This window comes from Aquimarina gracilis (genome assembly GCF_035285365.1).
Taxonomy (GTDB): domain Bacteria; phylum Bacteroidota; class Bacteroidia; order Flavobacteriales; family Flavobacteriaceae; genus Aquimarina; species Aquimarina gracilis.
In genome coordinates, this window is the sequence record NZ_JAYKLX010000002.1 from 353,938 (window position 1) to 374,479 (window position 20,542).

Annotated in this window: 13 protein-coding genes and 1 tRNA gene; 4 read left to right on the forward strand and 10 right to left on the reverse strand. The window is 35.4% G+C overall.

Annotation, left to right across the window (positions count from 1 at the left end; genetic code table 11):
- Positions 1–97: 97 nt before the first annotated feature.
- Positions 98–901, forward strand: coding sequence for a hypothetical protein (locus U6A24_RS04560; RefSeq protein ID WP_324178756.1), 804 nt, complete (start codon positions 98–100; stop codon positions 899–901).
- A 57-nt stretch (positions 902–958) separates the two neighbouring features.
- Here U6A24_RS04560 and U6A24_RS04565 read toward each other — a convergent pair whose 3' ends face one another.
- On the reverse strand, positions 959–1,471 hold the full coding sequence (locus U6A24_RS04565) for an adenine phosphoribosyltransferase (RefSeq protein ID WP_324178757.1): 513 nt from the start codon (positions 1,469–1,471) through the stop codon (positions 959–961).
- A gap of 379 nt (positions 1,472–1,850) precedes the next feature.
- On the opposite strand from U6A24_RS04565, the gene U6A24_RS04570 reads away from it, so the two are divergent.
- On the forward strand, positions 1,851–3,185 hold the full coding sequence (locus U6A24_RS04570) for a hypothetical protein (RefSeq protein ID WP_324178758.1): 1,335 nt from the start codon (positions 1,851–1,853) through the stop codon (positions 3,183–3,185).
- Between the two features lie 184 nt (positions 3,186–3,369).
- Positions 3,370–3,443: transfer RNA gene (locus U6A24_RS04575), tRNA-Arg, on the forward strand.
- Between the two features lie 58 nt (positions 3,444–3,501).
- On the opposite strand, the gene U6A24_RS04580 is transcribed toward U6A24_RS04575, so the two are convergent.
- The 3 genes from U6A24_RS04580 to U6A24_RS04590 are packed head-to-tail and all read right to left on the reverse strand — an operon-like array spanning position 3,502 to position 7,475.
- Positions 3,502–4,611, reverse strand: coding sequence for an aldose epimerase family protein (locus U6A24_RS04580; RefSeq protein ID WP_324178759.1), 1,110 nt, complete (start codon positions 4,609–4,611; stop codon positions 3,502–3,504).
- An 11-nt stretch (positions 4,612–4,622) separates the two neighbouring features.
- Positions 4,623–6,146: a family 16 glycosylhydrolase gene (locus U6A24_RS04585; RefSeq protein ID WP_324178760.1), complete on the reverse strand. Its 1,524-nt coding sequence runs from the start codon at positions 6,144–6,146 to the stop codon at positions 4,623–4,625.
- A gap of 3 nt (positions 6,147–6,149) precedes the next feature.
- Entirely contained in the window at positions 6,150–7,475 is a 1,326-nt protein-coding gene (locus U6A24_RS04590; RefSeq protein WP_324178761.1) for a sulfatase, read from the reverse strand.
- A 257-nt stretch (positions 7,476–7,732) separates the two neighbouring features.
- Here U6A24_RS04590 and U6A24_RS04595 point away from each other — a divergent pair, with 257 nt between their 5' ends.
- Positions 7,733–9,178 (forward strand): family 43 glycosylhydrolase, encoded by a 1,446-nt coding sequence (locus U6A24_RS04595; RefSeq protein ID WP_324178762.1) that lies wholly within the window; start codon positions 7,733–7,735, stop codon positions 9,176–9,178.
- Between the two features lie 7 nt (positions 9,179–9,185).
- On the opposite strand, the gene rhaT is transcribed toward U6A24_RS04595, so the two are convergent.
- The 6 genes from rhaT to U6A24_RS04625 form a co-directional block, all read right to left on the reverse strand.
- Positions 9,186–10,232, reverse strand: a complete 1,047-nt coding sequence (rhaT, locus tag U6A24_RS04600; protein WP_324178763.1) for an L-rhamnose/proton symporter RhaT — start codon at positions 10,230–10,232, stop codon at positions 9,186–9,188.
- A gap of 47 nt (positions 10,233–10,279) precedes the next feature.
- Positions 10,280–11,695, reverse strand: coding sequence for an L-fucose/L-arabinose isomerase family protein (locus U6A24_RS04605; RefSeq protein WP_324178764.1), 1,416 nt, complete (start codon positions 11,693–11,695; stop codon positions 10,280–10,282).
- 101 nt (positions 11,696–11,796) lie between these two features.
- Positions 11,797–14,097, reverse strand: coding sequence for an alpha-L-rhamnosidase-related protein (locus U6A24_RS04610; protein WP_324178765.1), 2,301 nt, complete (start codon positions 14,095–14,097; stop codon positions 11,797–11,799).
- A gap of 82 nt (positions 14,098–14,179) precedes the next feature.
- A complete protein-coding gene (locus U6A24_RS04615) occupies positions 14,180–17,350 on the reverse strand; it encodes a glycoside hydrolase family 2 TIM barrel-domain containing protein (RefSeq protein WP_324178766.1) in 3,171 nt (1,056 codons plus the stop codon).
- Between the two features lie 18 nt (positions 17,351–17,368).
- Positions 17,369–18,745: a sulfatase family protein gene (locus U6A24_RS04620; protein ID WP_324178767.1), complete on the reverse strand. Its 1,377-nt coding sequence runs from the start codon at positions 18,743–18,745 to the stop codon at positions 17,369–17,371.
- Between the two features lie 294 nt (positions 18,746–19,039).
- On the reverse strand, positions 19,040–20,530 hold the full coding sequence (locus tag U6A24_RS04625) for a RagB/SusD family nutrient uptake outer membrane protein (protein ID WP_324178768.1): 1,491 nt from the start codon (positions 20,528–20,530) through the stop codon (positions 19,040–19,042).
- Positions 20,531–20,542: the final 12 nt, after the last annotated feature.

Below are 20,542 nucleotides of genomic sequence, written 5' to 3' on the forward strand. Positions count from 1 at the left end.
ACCAAGCTAATAAAATTTCTTGCAACACATTCTTCTCTTTTTCGTATTTAAGATAAAGTTTAACACCCTTGCATAAATAACCAAAATACAAAAGGATATGAAAAAATGGATCTTTATAGGAATGGCTGTGCTAGGTATGCTTTCCTTATCGGCCTTTACATCGACATCAAGAACACAAAAGCAGTCTGACGAAATTACCGCTATCATTAATAAGAACACCACAGAAAAAGAGTTAGAGGATTTAAAAACCTTTTTTGCTGAAAATGATATTGAGTTGGTATTAAAGAAGATAGAATATAATGAAAACAATGAGATGACCAGTCTGAGCATTGTTTTAAAAAAAGGAAACTCAAAAAGTCAATATTCTTCATCATCCAATACCCCCATTTCAGAAATTGAACTAGGTTATAAAAATGGAAGCTTGTACATTACAAATTCAGGGACATTCGATATTGCATCTTTTCGCAATCAACATACTTTTCATTTTCCAAAAGTTGATATGGACAGTATTATGAAAAAGCATGGTTTTGCCTTCAATTTTGATTTTGATGAAGACACAGATTCTTTAATTTTTAAAGGACAAATGAATTTTAAAAAGTTAAAAGATCAAATGATGAAATCTTTTACTTTTGAAGAAGATGAACATGGTAACTTCATATTCAATGGTCAAAAGCTTAAATCTTTCAAAAACTTTCCTAAACATAGATTTAATTTCGTTGACAATCCTGATATTGAAAAGCTAATTATTATAGATGGAAAAGAAGCAGATTTTGAAATGCTTGATAACCTTGCAAAATCTGATAAGCTTGAAGAAGTTGATTTTCTTAAACCCGAAACAGCCGTTAGCATTTATGGAGATAAAGCAAAAGACGGCGCCATTATAGCGACTACCAAAAAGTAAGTAGTTTAATTATATAGAGTTTGATTAAAGCCTTCGTGATACACGAGGGCTTTTTTATTAATAACTTAGTAATGATGAAACAGGCGAATTTAGTTTATCCCTACCATTTAAGAAATCGAGCTCCATAATAAAGTTGCATTGCACTACTTCACCGCCTAACTCTTCTACCAAATTACAGACTGCCTCTGCAGTACCTCCCGTTGCCAAAACATCATCATGAATAAGAACCTTCTCCCCTTTTTTAATGGCATCAACATGAATCTCGAGAGTATCCTTGCCGTATTCTAAACCATAATCTTTCGATTTTACCTGATAAGGTAATTTCCCTTTCTTACGAACTGGAACAAATCCCGCTTCCAAACGTTCGGCAATCATTGAACCAATAATAAACCCTCTAGATTCTATACCAATAACTTTGTCGATTTTCACATTGTCTGGAGAGAGTTTGGCCAATCTATTGGCACATCCTACCAACGCTTCATGATTTGATAATAATGGAGTAATGTCTTTAAATAAAATTCCGGGTTTTGGAAAATCCGGAATGTCCCTGATAAAATCTTGTATGTCCATTGGTCGAAAATAATGAAAATTTAAAAAAAGAGTGTCAAAAAACTCATATTAACACTTTAAACAGAAATATCTCCAAAAAATCCGCTTCACTTATTACATTTTTAAACCAAAACAACAATTATAATTACAAAATAAAACATTAATCAAGATTTTTATATAACAAATCAAAACCAAATTAACATTTAAACTTACATAAAAATATCACCTTTATTGATTTTGGCTAAAAAATTTTGTCGATAATTTTCCTTCAGATATATTGAAAAAACAATCAACCAATTGAATCAATTATTAACTATAAAACTTTAGAAATCATGTAAGTAAAACTACTTCTTCAGGTAAGGGAACAATTATCAATTAATCATTTTTTAAACTAATTAACATGCTAACATTTTTAGGAATCGTTATGATTCTTATCGGAATCATTATTTTCATTATTAAACCAATTTTTAGTTCATCTAAAGCTCTTAACTGGTTCACAAAACAACGTACGTTTCAGATGATTGGCTTGGGATTTGTACTAAGTGTCATCTCGGGTTTTTTCTTCTATGCAGAACCAGGTACCGCGTATGCAGTTCAATACCCATGGGGAAGCCAAAAAGCTGTTGTAAACCAAGGAATCAACACAAAAATGTGGGGACGCTTGATCCCAATACAATTCGAATTACCTATTAAATATGTGATTCCAAATGGTGATGGTGAGTTGGGGGAACAAAGTAAATACGCCAATGTAGATAAGGCAAAATATTGGGCATTTAGTGATGCGGTAAAGGCTAGAATTGCAACTTCGGTAGTAATTAGCATCAATACGGCAGATGAAGATCAATTCTTATCAGTTGCAGATCGAAATAAAACAGAAAGAAACCTGATTCGATCTCGTATTATACCCAATATTGATCAATCTATAAAAAACACCTGTAAACTTATGGATGCGCAGGATTATATCTCTGGACAAGCTTCAGATTTTGATAGATACTTTAAGGATCAACTCGAGAATGGGATGTATGTACTAGAAGAGTACATTGCCAACGAAAATAGAGAAACTATTGGTGATAGTACCACGGTACGAACTATTGTAAATAACGAATCAAAGCAAAAACGTTTCAGAATCAAATATCATAATGGAGAGCCTGTGAGAGAAAAAGGTAATTCTTTAAGAGCCTATGGTCTGACAGTTGTGCAGGCTGTAGTGACCGAAATTGACTGGGAATCTACCTTTGACAAGCGATTACAATTGCAAAAAGAAGAGGTTGCTCAAACGCAATTAGAGAAGCAACAAGCAGAACGAGAGTTTTATCGAGCACAAAAAGAAACAGCTCGTGGTGAGGCCGAAAAGGCAGCAGAACGTGCTAGACTCGAAAAAGAGCAAATTCAAAAAACTATTGAGGCAGAAACAAAGGCCAAAGTAGCAGAGTTTAACCTTATCGAAGAGCGTAAAAATTATGAAGTGGCACAGTTTAAAGCGAAAACGCAAAAAACACTGGCCGATGCACAATCGTATGAAAATGCAAAACTGGTTAGTGCCGGACTTACTCCGCAGGAACGAGCAGAGTGGGAATATAAGACCTCTGTAAACATTGCCCGAGAATTAAAAAAGCTGAGATTGCCAGAAATTTATATCCAGGACGGAGCAAAACAAGGTAATGATGGCAACTTATTGCAATCTTTGATCGGTGCAGAACTCGCCAAGAAGATGATGTCTAGAAAGGCTCAATAGCAAATACAAACGCATACAAGAAATAATGTATAAACTTGTATATCTGCAAATAATCAAGCTACTTGAAATGTGTTACGCAAGATTATGATTTTGAAAACCATCAAGTAGTTTTTTTTTATAAATAAAAATTCAAAATAAATTTTGTTCGCATTATAAAAAACAATTATATTTGCACCCGCAAAAAGGCCTCGTAGCATAACTGAATAGTGCACTTGATTACGGCTCAAGAGGTTGCAGGTTTGAATCCTGCCGAGGTCACAAATAAATCAACAAAAAGTTGAAACGAAGCAAGCTCAAAATCAAAGAGCTTGCTTTTTTATTTTGAGTAAAGCGTAGGTTTCTTTTGTTGATTCTCAAAGTGATATACTGTTGAAGATCGGTATGTCCTGCCAGGTTTTAAAATTACATCGGGAAATCTAATTTGATTTGGCGAATCCGGAAAATGCTGTGTTTCTAAACACAAACCTCTTCTAAAAGAGTGGTTTAAATTACTCTTTCCCTTAGTCTTTCCGTTTAAAAAATTACCACTGTATAGTTGCAAACCAGGCTCAGTTGTATATACTTCCAATACCCTTCCAGAATTAGGATCTTCGACTTGAGCTGCAAAAATTAAGTCTTGATCAGGAGTAAAAGGTCCTCTACTCAGAACAAAGTTATGATCGTATCCCTTGGTTAATGTCAGTTGATTGTCTTCAATATCCTTTCCCAAGGGCTTTGATTTACTAAAATCCATTACTGTATCTCTAACTGGTGCAATCTCACCAGTAGGAATCATACTTTTATTAATTGGTGTATAATAATCTGCATTAATTCTAACGATATGATCTTCAACAGTACCATTTCCCTCTCCATTGAGATTAAAATAAGAATGATGTGTTAAATTAATAATGGTCGTTTTATCAGATGTAGCGAAGTAGTTAATTTTCAGTTCATCGTTTTCTGTTAAAATATAGGTCACTTTTACTTTAAGATTCCCTGGATAGCCTTCTTCCAGATGCTCAGAAATATAGGAAAACTCTATCTTATTATTAGAAATTTGATCGGTTTCCCAAACCACTTTGTGAAATCCCCTAGTACCGCCGTGCAAATGATTAGGCTCATTATTTTTGATGAGAAAATGTTTTTTGCCCTCTAATACTAACTTTCCATTTGCAATTCTATTAGCATATCTTCCTATGATAGCACCAAAATAGTGTTCACTCTCAGGATACAAATATTCCTCCAATGTACTATGACCAAGAACAATATCGTCAAAAACTCCATTTCTATCGGGAGCCAAAAGTGATACCAATCGTTGTCCAAAATTAGTAAATGCTGCTTCAAGCCCATTATTATTTGAAAGCACAAATAATCCCGTTTGTTTTCCGTCGATTTCTTTTTCGAAATCTTCAAATTGTAAACCTGACTTGGTTTTAGAAGGTCTCACATTTGTTATTTCTAGGATTTCTTTTGATACACTCGAATATAATCGACTTCTAATGCCTGCGGAAGTTTTTCATCTTCAATATCAAATCCAGGCCAATTACCTCCTATAGCCAAATTAATAATGAAGAAAAATGGTTGATCAAAAGGCCAGTTCTCAGATGTTTTTTGTTCTGGTGAATAGGTATAGTAATTTAAATCGTCAATAAAAAAACGAATCTTTTCTTCATCCCATTCAATACCATATTTATGAAAATCTGTAGACGCTGTATTTACTTTGAGACCACCTGAATAGGGATGATTTCCACTAGCTGCTTTCATGTGCACTGTACCGTGTACAATATTTTGCATTTTACCAATATGCTCCATAACATCAATCTCTCCGCTGCTAGGCCATCCCACTTCTTTGATATTACTACCCAACATCCATAAGGCAGGCCAGGTACCATTGCCAATAGGTAATTTCGCTCTAAATTCTATTTTCCCGTATTGAAACTCACGCTTGCCCAAAGAGTTGATTCTTCCTGAAATGTATTTATCTCCTTCTTTTCTTGCTGTAATAATTAAGTTTCCATCTTTTACGGTAATCGTTCCTTCTTTTATATATTCTTGCAACTCATTATTTACCCATCCTGGTTTTGCTTCTTTTATGTTCCAGTTTAATGTATCAAGAGCATTTCCTTCAAATTCGTCAGACCAAACCAGTTTCCACACGTCTTTTACCTGTTTCTTTGTTCGTTCCTTTACAAATTGAGCAAGTAATGGATATCCTGCTTCGGTCATATCATGCCCATATCCCTGCAATTCATATAGATCAATATCTTCATGACCGGTATTCTTCATCATTGTTTCAAAATAAAGATTCTCTTCATATCTACCAGGTAACTCAAGATTGCGATCTCCGGTGATCAATAAAAAGGGAGGTGCATTATCGCGTACATGATACAAAGGCGCAAACTCATCTACAATTGGTTGGTTTCTTGGTATGTTGTCCTCTGCTCTTACTGTAAAATGAGTTATCGTATGCCCACTAAAAGGGATTACCCCTGCAATCTTATCTGCATCGATGTCATGAGCTTTCAGCCATTTTTTATCTAAAGAAACCATACTAGTTAAGTATCCTCCGGCAGAGTGTCCCGAGACAAAAACCTGATCAGGATCTCCTCCATAACGCTTGATATTTCTAAAAACCCAAGATACAGCAGCCGCAGCATCTTCAATATATTTAGGTTTTTTGGCTTTGGGATACAAACGATACTCTACAGAAACAACAGCAAATCCTTGATTCATTAAACGTTGTGGAATGTACTTTTTACCTCCTACTAGACCACCACCGTGAATCCAAACGATGGTAGGAAATTTTTTAATTTGAGTTGGATAGTACAAATCCAACACACATCTTTCTTTTGTATAACTATCCAACTTTTTCTTAATCCCTTCATAATATTGGACATTGTTTTCAAATTTATATGATGTTTCTTGCGAAAGCAGTAATTGAAAAAAGAGGATGCTAAAAATTGTAAACCGAATTGTCTTCATTAACTAGTTTTCTACATAATTTGGATTAGGTTCAGGAAATTTAGCTTTTAAATCTGAAAGTAATTTCCTCATATTACCTTTTAACACTTCAAGTTTCTCTGTCAAGACTTCAGACAGATCATTACTTTCAGATATGTCTTTTTTCAAATTGTACAGCTCATACCTATCATCCTCATAAAAGTGAATAATCTTCCAATCTCCCTCACGATATGCTGTAGAAGGTTTACCCCGTTGTGGGCTATAATGTGGTAAATGCCAAAGTAAACCTCTTTCTTTTTGAGAATCACCTTTAAACAGTGGAAGTAAACTTATTCCATCTTGCGTTCTTTCTTTGATTTCAGCAATTTCCATGAACGTATTATAAAAATCCTGACCTATTACAGGAGTTGAATCAATTTGACTTTTTTTAATCACTTTTGGCCAGCGAGCAATTAGTGGCTCTCTGATTCCACCCTCGTATACATACCCCTTACCTGCTCGTAACATTCCATTATCCGTAGGCGGTGTGTGCTTTGCAAAAGCAGCGACTTCACGTACCGATAATCCCCCATTATCTGATGTAAAAAGTACCATTGTATTTTCTTCTAAGTTAAGTTCTTTAAGTTTTTCAAGAATTCTACCCACATTTTGGTCGATAGATGTTACCATAGCCGCATAATGAATATTGGGCATGGTAGTTTCTGAAGTATCAACCCCTCTTTTCTTCTTATATTTTTCCACTAGATCCGGCTTTGCTTGAATAGGTACGTGAGGAGAATAATAGTTCAAGCTTACAAAAAATGCAGAATCCTTTTGTTTTGTAATGTATTCTATAGTCTTATCGGTGAGTATATCCGTTAGATAATCTCCTTCTTTTGAAGAATTTTGAAGCTCGGGTTTTTCCCCTTTGTTAAAAAATGGGTAAAAGAAACTCTTTGGAAGTCCGTTCCAGGCCCCTGCTATATTAATATCAAATCCTCGACGATCTGGTGTAAACTTTCCTCCACCCAAATGCCATTTACCAATAAAAGCAGTATTATAATCTTTTGTTTTCAATGCTTCGGCTATGGTTTTATGTTCTAACTTTAACTGTTGTGCAATTGGCGGTGTTTTTAGTTTTTGATTGGGTCCAGCAGGGTGATTTCCGTGAATATGTTCGGTGATATTAACTCGAATTGGATGTAGACCAGTCATCAAACTAGCCCTTGATGGACTGCAAAGTGGTGCAGCTGCATACGCATCTGTAAATTTAATCCCTTCCCTTGCTAATTGATCCAGATTGGGAGTTTCTATGAATTCATTACCATAGCAACTTAAGTCGTACCAGCCTAGGTCGTCGGCCACGATCATAATAATGTTAGGTTGTCTACTTATATTTGTATCCTTGTTTGTTTTACAGGATAAAATAGAGATCAACGTCAAACAAAAAAAGATAGTTTTCAAATTAAAATTTTCCCGTGCATTCATAATGTCTATTAATATCTTATAAAAGTATAGTTTGTCTTTGTTTTATTCATCATGCACTTACCTGCAATATTAATTCCAGCAAGGTACAGGATACTTTTGATTCTAAAAAGCTTGATCTTTATGGTATAATAGATAAGATCATGAAAAATACAGTTGCTTATATCCTTCTCATATGCCTAGTTTTACCTCTCTCATCTTTCGCACAAACTATCAATATAGATAATACAAAACCCAGATTAGATACAAATGGACAAATTGTGGATGCTCACGATGGCAGAGTGATCCAATTTGGTGATACCTTTTATTGGTATGGCACCTCTTATGGCAGTACTAATGGATTTACTACTCAAAATCATTATCGATGCTATAGTTCTAAAGACATGACGAAATGGAAATATGAAGGTAAATTACTAGACATACAACCTGAAGGAGTTTACTATAGACCGCATGTTATTTATAACGAAAAAACTAAAAAATATGTGCTCTGGTATAATTGGTACCCAAAACTTTGGGACGGACAATTTGGAGTAGCAACCAGTGATACTCCGCAGGGGCCTTTTAAAATTGAAAATGATAATGTTAAGATGTACCGATCCGATGTTGGTTTAGGAGATTTTGGTCTTTTTGTAGATAAAGATGGGTCGGGTTATATTAGTTATAATACCATACAAAATCATCAAGTATCGGTAGAAAAACTAAGTGATGATTATTTATCTTCTACCTTAGAAAACGGTGGTATTATCGACCAACACATGGAAGCCGGAACACAGTTTAAAAAAGCAGGAAAGTATTACCTGCTGACTGACTACACCTGCTGTTTTTGTAATTATGGATCAGGAGCGCGAGTATATATTTCTGATCATCCACTTAAAGGATATACACTCATTAATAATATCAACCGATACCCTGGAAAACACTCTTTAAAAATCAATGATGGAATAAAAAGAGGAACATCATATGAAACTCTATCAAAAAATAAAAATGGATATGATGCTGTTGAAATTCTTTTTGATGAAAAAGTAACGATTAATAAACTAGCACTTCATATTTTTACTGGGAATCGCCTCGAGAATTGTGGCGATGTAAATAATCCCAAAGTACATCCCGATATTGTTTCTCCAAAGTTTGAAATTTTTGAATGGAATAACAACACTTGGAAAAGTATCAAAATTAAAAACCAAATCATTGAAAAATCTGCTTTAAAAGAGGAAATCGTACTTAATTTCTCTTCCAGTATATCTGACCGTTTCAAAATTGTTCCTATCGAAAGTGATACTAACATTTATATAAGTGAAGTTGAAACGTTTAATGAAGAGACCCCTACCAACTCAAAAGGTAGTTTTTTTATAACCGGACCCAATATCCCCCAGAAACCAATAATTCCTGCTCAGCAGTCTTATGTAATGAAGCTTAACACAATCGAGGGAGAAAAGTATATCTGGATTGGAGATCTTTGGGGTTCTGCATCTGATAACATTAAGGGACACGATTATCAGTATTGGAGTGCCCCTTTAGAGTTTGAACAAGATGGAACCATAAAGACAATGAAATGGAAAGATCAATGGTCTGTCGAACTAAAAAAATAATAGGGTGTTATGCAGTACCGCCTATTTGATTTCCTATTCCTATGATGATCGTGGAAGAAATCAATACGACTAACCCTAAAGTCAATACCAGAGCTACTTTTTTGCTCACACCTTTCCATTCTTTGGTAATCAACCCCCACATTGTACTAAAAATGATAATAAAAGCCATATGCAAGGTCCAACTGGCAAAGTCATGTTCACTCATTTGTGTAGATCCCATTCCATAAAACATAAATTGACAATACCATGTTGTGCCTGCAATAGCAGCAAAAAGGTAATTTATCTTCAATGGTGTTGTTTTATTGCTATAATCTTTGTAGCTCTTCTTTTTAATATTCAAATAGGCACACCAAATAAAATTAGAAGTAAAACCTCCGGCCAGTATTACTATAAAAGTTGGGCCATTTTGCCATAACATTGGAGCATTATTTTGAACCGCTAATTCAGAGATGGGTCCTCCGGCCACTATTCCAAAAGCAAAACAAGCACTCATTATACCCGCAAACAGCGCGACAATGATTCCTTTTTTGAGGTTAAATTCTTTTACCCCTTGTCGTTTTTCTTCATCAGAAAGTTCTTTGTCCTTAAGAATACCTGCTCTTCCGCAAATAATAATTCCTAGTAAACAAACTCCAATTCCTATTAAAACTACCTGACCCGAAGTAATTTGTAACAAACTGCTAAATTTTCCTTCATAAATGGGTGGTATTAGAGTTCCAAAAGCCGCAGTAAGACCCAAAGCTAGTGCCATACCCAGAGACATCCCCAAATATCGCATTGCCATTCCAAAAGTTAATCCCCCAACTCCCCAGAGTACTCCAAAAAAATAAGTCCAGAAAAGTGTTGAAAAGTCAGCTTTGTATAATATGGTTATAGTCTCTGGCACTGTAAGTAACGAAACTAACCATGGAACAATGAGCCAGGCAAAAAAACCGTTAACCAACCAACCACTTTCCCACGACCACCTTTTGATTTTTTTTATCGGAAGATAAAAGGATCCGGCCGCAAAACCACCGATAGCATGAAAAACAATACCTAATACAGAATTTATCATAAAATGAATTATATGAAGTTTTTACTCATGCTACTATTCATTTACCTCTAACATATTTTGATATGTTTGATCTCCAAAAAGTCAGCAATTTTTTGAATTGTGGATGATGTATGCCCAATACCAATAGCACAGTGATGCGATGGGCCAGCCATAGACCATTGATTTATGAAATCCCTTATCGATACAGAAAACTTATAGCGAGAGTTTGTATTTCCGATTTGTAGTGTTGGGCCGTCTACAGATTCACCTTCAGCCGTGAGTAAATAAATCTCTCCTAAACTGTTTTGGCAGACAGACAGCAACGTTACAGACCCACTAGCCACTTTCATCTGAATGGATAATCCTTTCCCGGGTTTTCCATGATATACAGGTAATGGAACTAATCCAACTTTTCCTTCAGCTATTTTAAAATGTGCAGGTCCATCATGGCCCAATAAGATGATATCATCTTCAAAATCCATTGCATAAAACTCTGAAAACGAACCCCCACTTCCCAATGTGTCCATAATCTTCATTGCCTGAACATTTTTTATCTCACATTCTCCTGCCACCGGGATATTTTTTCCGGTAAGCAGCGTAAATCCAGGAATTAATGAGGTTGCTATGTTTTCATAAGTAGAATCTCCATCTCCTTCATAATAATATGCCAACGATCCCAATTTGAATTTTTCAATCAATGTATCTAGTGCTACAGATGTCTGAGCAGCTCTTTGCAATTCTTTCTTATCACATTCTAGAGAAACTTCAAATAGTCCTTTAAACTCTTTTATTTTATTCAGAATTTCTTTTTCAGGCACATTATCTCTTATGTTTTTAAGCGTTCCGAATTCGATGATCTCAAAATGATTTCCAAAAGTAGCGGTGTGTTGGGTAAGATCACTATATACATCCAACATTCCATTATAATAATGTCCTAAAATACCTACCCGATTGTTGTTCATCGTCTTTACAACTTCTATGGCTTGTATACATTCTCTTATCTCCTTCCAAACATATTCTTCATCCAGATACCCTGAAATCAAATGAAACTTAATATTAGATCGATTAAAAACACTTGCAAGCTCCGGTGCTACGCAACTTTGACAATGAGCAAGCCATTCTCCTGTCATTTTACCTCTATCTCCTATAGCATTAAATGCATCATAATCTATAGCTTTTACGGGCTGAAGGTTAAGAACAATTAATGGTACTTTTGTTTTTTGAACAACGGGCAGGACATTGTGAGAAAGTGCATATGTAGATATGAAAAGAATAATACAATCTATAGTTTCTTTATTAAACTTAGTTGCAATTTTATTAGCCTTGAAAGGGTTATCGACCATTCCGGTATTGACAACTTCAACATCGAGTTCTCTTAACTTATCTGCAATTTTGTTCTGATAACCTATAAGACGGTTCTTTAGTCCATCAAATTGATCCCAATACGTATCTAAACCTATTCCGAATAGTCCAATCTTAATCATGAAAACTTAATATTAAATTTGCCTTATACTTTTTTAAAATTCCTTTCCTATTATCAATAACAGTTGCTATGTAAACAACAATATCTCTTCTGAAAATTAAATTAGTGCGCTATTATTTCGTAAAACCCCGGTGAGACTTCGAAAACTTTATAATCTTGGTCCTTGGTATGAATTACTTTCTCACCGTTTACTATAATATCTTGATATCTTGAAGGAATGTAGACTATTGCTTTTGATTCTTTTGGCACTTCTATACCTAAACGATATTCTTTATCATTCTTCAGTTCTACTTTGATATTGCCCTTAATACTGGGTACAATGGCTCTTATGTGTTTTAAAAATCCAGGCTGTGGTTTTATTTGAAAGGTTTTATATCCTGGCGAAGTAGGAGAAATCCCTGCTGCATATTGATATAGTAAAGTCAATCCACCACCACTCCAAGCGTGATTTGTAGTTCCGCCTCCGAATCCTTCAGTACCTATGCCCCAACCTTCCCACAAAGTGGTGTATGTAGTATCCAGCACCATTTTCGAAAAGCGCTCTTTCATACGTTCCAAAGCATATTCGGGATAACCCATTTGAAATAATGCTTCTAACACATATTTTTCCATATAGGGGCTGGCGTGTTTTTCGGTTTGCAATACCTCATAGATTGCTCCATATTTATCTGGGTCTGCTAAACCGGCTACTACCGCCAAACCTTGTGAACGATCGTCGGTTTTGCCTTTATAATCTTGCGAACGGTAATGATCTCTTTTCCAGAAGACATTATTAAAAGCGTCTTTAAAATCTTTCATTAATTTTGTAATCGAATCCACTTCTTGTACTTGCCCTAAAGCTTCAGACATATTTTTATAGCCTTTTAGCGCTAAATAATACTGTGTGTTTATTAAGATAGGCACATCACGATTGGTTCCCCAATCCCCCCAAGTCCAACCTCCCTTTCGTACTGTTACAGTGCCATTTTCTTTAATTTTCCATAACGAAAGATATTTTTTGACAGGATCATATACTTTTTTAAGGGTTTCAAGGTCTCCGGTATGTAAATAGTAATTCCAAAATCCATAATATCCCACACTAGATAGCATCTGTCCTGGTAGTTCCTGATTCCAATTACCTGCTGGTATTGGTGAAAAAATGGTACTGTCCTTGCGTTGCCAGTTTACTAATTCGAACATACCTTTTTTGGTTAAAGCATCGGCATTTCTATCTAAAGCATAAAAAGCTTCTCCACTTTCTAACACAACATCACCCCACCATTGGGCACGCTCACGGCCAGGGGTGTCCATATAATTATCACGCATAGTCACATACAATGTGCGAACTGCTTTTTTACATAGCTCATTATAAAAATCATCGTTAACCTCAATAGTTCCGGTGAATTTTGTTTCATAGCCGGTTTCACGATATTTCAGATCTAAAATTTCTATTCCTTCTGGTATGATGTAATACATCTGATGCCCATTAATCCAACCTAATGATTCATACTGCTGTTCACCATCTTTTGTAATGTATTCTGCTCGCATATTATACTCAGAACCGCCTTTGTAATTATCTGTGAGCATAGTAATTTTTTTACCGGCTTTGGCCTTTACCTTTAAATAGGGAGTAACTTGGGCGTTGTATGGAAGTTTACATTTTATGGTATCACCTTTACTAACCAAAGGAAAGCTTATTATGTTTTCATAGCTTTTTAAGCCAAAATCCTTCCAAAAAGGAATAGGCCTTTTCACCAATTTGTTCCAAGGGGCACATGTACCTTGACAAATAACTTTTGCGTTCGGCCAGTTTTGATCTTCAAAATCTCGTTTTACCCAATCGGGTATATCTTTTCTAGCATCAAAAACAATATTGGATTCAGGCAATCGCCAATTAGGTTGTGGTTTCTCACTTTCGGAAATATATGCCAGAAACGGTATTGCCTTCCAAGTAGTATCAGTTTGAACTAATAACCGATCATTTTGATATAATTCGGCAATTAACCCTGCTTTTCCGCTAGATTTGTGTGTCATTCCTTCTTTCCCGAAATACCAAACCAAAATCGATATGGTATTTTCTCCATCTTTTAAAGCATCATTTATATCAACCTCATCATAATAGGTATCAGTAGGAGTAGGTCCGCGTTTTAATCCACCTTCAAAAACTACTAGTTCTCCATTGATCCATAACCAATACTTTGAGTCAACGGCTAATCGTAAAGTTGTTGAAGCTGTATCTTTTTTAAACTGAAATGATTTTCTAAAAGCCAGCCAGGCATTTTTTTCGGGAAGAGGGTCTTTTGTAGTTATCCAATTGGCTTTCCAATCACTACCTATTGGAGTGAGTGGAACTTCAGAAAGAGAAGTACTTTCTTCTTTGCAAGAGAAAATAAGTATAAATATTAGTATTACATACCGCTTCATTTACTCATAAATTTAATTCATTTCTCCACAAAATATAACACACAAAAAGAAAAACTATCTTGTTGTGTCCTGATACAAAGTCTTACTCGATAATTTGTATTCGAAAAGAATATTGATATTCCTTGGCCATAATTCTGAAGGGTTTATGAGGTCTTGCGTTAATATTCCAGGTGTTATCCCCCCCTACGCCCATTTGTTTATAATCTATATTTAGGGTAATGGTTTTTCCAGATTCAAGTTCTTCAACACGATTGGCTTGTTCGATTTGACTTTGGGTAAACGGCCAGGCACTAAAACTTAAAGGCGTATGAATGCTTTCTATTTTAAGTCCCTTGCCTTCAGAATTTGTTACAGCTACCCAATACACATCTGTTTTATTACTGCTCTCTTGAGGACGAACATAATACGTAAAATCTTTTTTTACAGATTCATAATATCTTCCGAAGAAGGCTCCTGTCTTCTTATCTGCATAGCTTTCTAGTGGCCCCCTACCAAACCATTGTAATTGATCATAATGAGCTGGTATTTGAAGCTGCCATCCTAACCGAGGAATATCCGGCAAATCTGCTTCTGGATCGAATTGATAATCCAATTGTATTGAACCATCTGCAAAGACCGTATACTGTTGAGTAACTAATGATTCTGTTTCACCAACTATATGTTGTATTTTTATTCTCACTGTATTTTCAGTTTTTTGAGAAGAAATGCTTATTAATTTCTGGTTCTCTGGGGCTTTTTTCCAAATTATTTGACGCTTCATAATTCCTGACGCCAAATCGTTGTCTGTAGGTGCACGCCAAAAATTAGGTTTTGGAGGTGTGCTAATAAAATTCTCTCCTTTCGAAGCATATTTAACAAGTGTTCCATTCTTTTTATTAAAAGCTACCTCAACGTTTTTGGCCACTAGTTTGATTTCAGAATCCGTTTCTTTTAGTATAGGAGCAGATTCATCTATTAATTCGTTCTTTTTTGGAATGTAGTGTAGCAAAAATTGTTCTGCTCCTATTTCAAAACCTTTTTTGGCCCAAGGCCTATTTTCCTTTAACACAAGGGCGATTTTTACATGGTACCTTGATCCTGGCTTTGGATCGATTTCAGGCAGAGGTATCTGAAAAGATCCTCCTTGTTGCGGTAGCACATTAGGAGATTCAGCAGTTCCTTTATGGATTACCTTTCCATCTTCAGTAATTTCCCAAGCCATATTGTATTCATTAAGATTGGTACGAAAATGACGATTGTGTATTTTAAATTTCCCTTTACGAATACTATCAGCCTCTATTTTTATACGCTGCCAAACGTATTTAGCCTGCCAGCCTCCGGATTTAACCCTTCCATCAGCAGAAATCAATCCTTTTTGTACTGGATTTAGATCTGCCTGTTCCTGTCCAAAATCCTTGCCGTGTTTCCAAAGAATTTTCTCATCTCTACTTTTCTTAGTAATCAACTGATCTCTCCAATCCCAAACGAAAGCGCCCACAAACCTTGGATATTTTCTAATAGCTTTCCAATAACTTTCTAAATCACCGGTTGAATTTCCTTGCGAATGCGCGTATTCGCACCAAATCACTGGTCTGTTATCATCAGGTTTGGTCGCCAAATCAATCATATCATCTGTTAATCGATACATCCGGCTAATAATATCGGTGTATGCACGATCTTTGGGCTCTGGTTTGGGCCAGTTATACCCATAAATATTTTGAGCTCCCTCTGCATGAATAGGCCTGGTAGGATCAAATTCTTTGATCCAGGAAGATAAAGCTGCATGATTAGGTCCAAACCCCGATTCATTTCCCAGAGACCAACTTATAATACTTGGATAATTCTTATTACGTTCTACCATTCTAATTCCGCGTTCTAAAAATGCAGTATGCCACTCTGGTAAATTGCTAAAAAGGGATCCATGACCATGGCTTTCGATATTGGCTTCATCCATTACATAGATCCCATATTCATCACAGAGCTGGTACCAATACGGCGGGTTGGGGTAATGAGATGATCGAGATGCATTTACGTTTAACTGTTTCATTAATTCTGCATCACGACGCATTGCCTCTTTGGTAACCGCTTTTCCAGTATTGGCATCCCAATCATGACGGTTTACCCCGTATAACAAAACCGGTATTCCATTTACTTTAAATTGTCCATCACTAATATCTATTTCTCTAAAGCCGATTTTAGTACTTCGGGCTTCGACAAGTTTACCTTTGTTATTTTTCAAAGAAAGTACCAGAGTATAAAGATTAGGATATTCAGCAGACCATTTTTTTGGATTGATTATCGTAGTCTGCATTAAATTTTCAAAAGGACGGTTTCCTATTTCGGGATGATATTCGTCTAAGATTCGGTCAACCGAAATCTCTAGAGGTTTTACTAAAATTTGTTTTCCTTCTTGATCAAATAGTTCAGCTTCTAGTTTGTAGTCTTTGGTATCTATTTTATCACATAATTTAATTTTGGGTCTGATTTGTAAAAGAGCATTTTTATACTCTTTATCCAAATCTGTTCTAACGGCAAAATCATATACTTGCACTTTTGGAGCAGCTTCCAGATATACCTCACGGGTGATACCACTCATTCGCCAATGATCCTGATCTTCAATATAGCTACCATCACTCCATTGAGAAACCTGAAATGCAATAACATTGTTTTTAGGTTTTAAGAATGTAGTAATGTCAAATTCAGCAGGTAACCTATTATCCTCACTATAACCGACATATTTTCCATTGACCCAGACCGATAAACACGAAGATGCTGCACCAACATGTAACGTGATTTGCATATCTTTCCAGTTTCTTGGAATATCTATAATCTTTCTATATAATCCTGTTGGATTATAATCTTTTGGAATATTAGGCTGTTTTATTCCTTTCTTTTGCCATATTTGATGGGTAAGTCGATGCCAAGGTTTGCCATACCCTTCTAATTCCCAATTTGAAGGAACAGGAATTGTATCCCATTTAGAATCTGGGAAGGAAATCGAATAAAATCTGGTTGGAACTTCGGAAGGATTCTGAACCCATTGAAACTTCCAATATCCATTCAATAATTTTTTTCTGGGTGATTGATCACGATTTGCTTCAATGGCAAGTTGTTTATTGGGGTATGATATTGAGGTTGCTCTAGCAGGTAATTTATTGACCTGAACTACTGATGGGTTTTGCCAATGACGTATTTCTTGTGAAAACACATCTAACACTACACAAAAACATAGAAAAGGAATACAAATGATTTTTTGAAAATTATTGTTTTTCACTGCTATCAGTATTTGTTTCTACTGGGCTTCTTTTTTAGCAAGTTCATACCGTTGCTTCATTATTTGTTTCAAATCTTCTTGACCCTTACCGCTTGCAAGGTTTTTAGTTTCTTTAGAGTCAATAGAAAAGTCATATAATTCTTCAAAAATGACTTCATCAGTATCTTCATTCATAAAATATTTCATATATTTTTTATCTTTCCAAACAACACCTTCGGTACTTGGTATATAATATCTATCTGAAGACTTCCAGAGATGTTCATAAAAGAAGCTATCTCGCCATTGCACTTCTTGGTTTTGCATTATTTTAGTAAGATCCTTTCCCTGAATGGTTTCTGGGATTTTAACATTTGCTATCGATAAAATGGTAGGTGCAATGTCTATATTAAGTACTTTTTTATCAACCCTTTTACCTTCTGATTGTTTTCTTGGGTCATAAATAATCATAGGTACTCTAATAGAAGGGTCGCTCCCATACCATTTGCCGGCGAACCCATATTCTCCAAGATAAAAACCATTATCACTGGTAAACAGGATCACGGTATTTTTATCCTGTCCAGTTTTTTTAAGATTTTCTACAATTTCGCCTACTACTTTATCAACACCAAAGATTAGTTGATAATATTTTTTAATCGATGCTTGTTGCATTTCGGGTGTTGCAAAACGACTTTCCCATCGATTTCTGGCAACATTATTTTTGGTAAACCTTTCTGGAAAATGATCAAAAAATGTCGGTTTTGAAGTTTCTGGCACCTTAATTTTGGTATCGGTATACAAACTATCATAAGCTTTATTAGGTAAAAAGTATCCCGGATCACCCTCTACATGCGGAGCTTTAAAACTAATGGATAAGCAAAAAGGTTTGGATGCTTCTCTTTGGGAGTTAAGGAACTCCAGAGCCTGTCCCCCTATTTTTTCAGTAAGATGAATGGGATTTCCTTGATCATCCTTCTGATCAAAGGTTCCCTGTCCACTAAAACCTTTCCAATAATCAAATTTATCCTCTGGTAATTGGTTGCCAACACCATATTTTCCAATAAAACCGATGGTATATCCGGATTTTTTCAAAAGTAAAGGATATGTGTTATTTAATTGCTCTTCGGTGAAGTTTTTACTAAACCCCCATATTTGGTGTCTTCGCGCATATTGCCCAGATAATATACTCGCTCTGCTGACGGCACAAATTGAAGTGGTTACATAGGCATTATTAAAATAGATTCCTTTTGTTGCTAATGCATCAATGTTTGGGGTTTGTAAACTTTTATTACCTACATAACTCAAAGCATCCCATCGTTGATCATCTGTAAGTAAAAAAATGATGTTGGGGCGTTCTTGTTTTTCCTCGCCGTTTGCCTCAATATTATTTCGAATATCCTTGCAATGAAAAAAAAGCAAAGTCAATAATATTAATGTTATCTCTTTTTTATTCTTAAAAAAGTTGAAGAGGTACATATGTTTTAAGGTGTAAATCATCTAAATGTTCTTTGTGATTCATAATAATATCCTTCTGGATGCTTATCTATAAGGCATCCAGAAGGATTAATTCAATGTAACTAAATTTACCTGTAATCAATGTGCTTGTAGTTACTTGGGGTAAGTATTTGACTAACTCAAACGCTACAGATTATATATAATCTACATTAGAACTAAAAAAACAATCAAACTAAAATCAAACTATATCTCTATATTTTATTCCCATCCGGGAGTTTGTTCAAAACCAAATGCAAGGACTTGATTAAACGGAATTCCTATTACCGTGCGTATATTTTGATATGCATCTGGGGTAACCGTTAAACCATTAGCTATCTGATCAACCCCGTGTGCTCTCATTACCTCTTCTAATTTACCTGTTCTCAGTAAATCAAAATATCGATGAGCTTCAAATGCTAATTCTCTTCTTCGTTCATCGGCAATAGTTTGTTCTAAATCTCCTAATTCTGATGCACTAAGTGTAGGATCTGCAAGACCAGCACGCGTACGTATTTGTTCTATAATCGCAATTGGATCTCCTCCACCTACTTTTTCATAACATTCTGCAAGCATTAGTAAAGCATCTGCATATCGATACATTTGCCAATTAATATTTTGTTGATTAGGTTGATTTTCGTCAAAAGGAAACGCAAATTTACTTGCCCAGTAGTAATCATCTATATTGATGATATTCCCGTCTGTGTCTCGTATTGTATCATTATACACTGAAATGTTATGCTGAAATCTTTCATCTTGAGTATTGTATAAATCTATCAGATTTTGAGTAGGTTGAAATTGATTCCCTCTACTATTTGGTGTCGTAGCATCTCCTAAAATATCTTGCCCACTAACAAAGGGCACATAGTTTCTAAAGAAATCTGCCCCTTGATCCAAACCAGGACTGTATTGTATCTCGAAGATTCCTTCATCATGATTTCTAGTAAAAAATACATCCGAGTAATTGGGCAGCAAAGAATACCCCAATGTTGTAATTTCTTGAAGAAGAGGCCTGGCTTCTGCATACTGCTCTTGTGCCATGTGGATTTTTGCTTTCAACATTAAAGCTGCACCTCTGGTAGCTCTACCTGGGTCATCTGTAGTCACAGGTAGTAAATCTATGGCCGTTTGCGCCTCGTTTAGTATATCGACATATATTTCTGCTGCCGGATCCCTTTCTATAAACTCTTCAGATAGTATCTGATCTGGAGTCAATCCAGGTTCGATAACATAAGGTACATCGCCATAAATCCTTACCAAATTGAAATAAAACAAAGCCCTTAGAAATACTGCCTCACCCTTTCTAGCATCTTTAGTAATAACATTTTCTTGATAATCTACACCATCTATGCTTGCTAATAAAAAATTCGCACGAGAAATTCCAGAATAATTAGTGTTCCAGTAGTCTGATATTCTTCCGTTCGCTGCATCCATCGTAAACTCATTTAACTGATCGTCTCCAAACCCTCCTCCATCACCAGTAATTTCTATATTTGTATTGTCAGACCTACTTTCACCAAATCTTTGTTGTAATTGATTATGAAGGTTTCTATTAATCCTATAAACGGCAGCTATTGCTTGATCAATTTCTGATGGTTTTGAATAAAAAGTAGTAGGAGCTCTAAAAGCTACAGGGTCTTCTTCTAAAAAATCTTCACAACCAATTAAGCTAAACATGAATAAGATTCCGATTAAAATTTTTAAATTTTTCATCTCAATAATTTT